This window comes from Photobacterium sp. R1 (assembly GCF_054600795.1).
This window is the reverse complement of record NZ_BAAHZP010000184.1, coordinates 1-379: the sequence shown is the minus strand read 5'-3', so window position 1 is coordinate 379 and position 379 is coordinate 1. Positions and strand designations below refer to the sequence as shown.

The window sequence follows — 379 nt, the reverse complement described above, 5'->3', positions numbered from 1 at the left end:
CGATATCCATGGCGATTTCATCGAATACCGCATGGCGAGCCTGTTCATTCTTAATCTTCGCGGCGCCCTGCACTCTTTTCTGCAGACGGAAACGATCGCGGATCAGGCAATCATTCAGCGCGGCTTTTAATGTTTTTTCATTATTGCGAACTTCGGTCCGCTCAGATGGAGACTTGGTAGACTGAGTCAAGTGATTTCCTGCTTGTATCAGTTAGTTGTTCAGGGTGAATGCAAATCATCAAAAGACCTGAACAAACTCATCATAAAACTGCCGCGATTCTACCACATAGTTTATCTTTCATCAGGCAGGCTAAAACTATCCCTTGCATTTTTTCTGCTAGCACTGCAAAGATAAAAGTATGACTAAGGCTGTTGAAAG

1 protein-coding gene is annotated in these 379 nt (G+C 43.8%); it reads right to left on the bottom strand.

The window, feature by feature from the left end; all coding sequences use genetic code 11:
• A partial coding sequence (locus ACYP03_RS24585; RefSeq protein ID WP_459782463.1) for a hypothetical protein occupies positions 1-190 on the bottom strand: 190 nt, incomplete at its 3' end.
• Between the last annotated feature and the right edge of the window lie 189 nt (positions 191-379).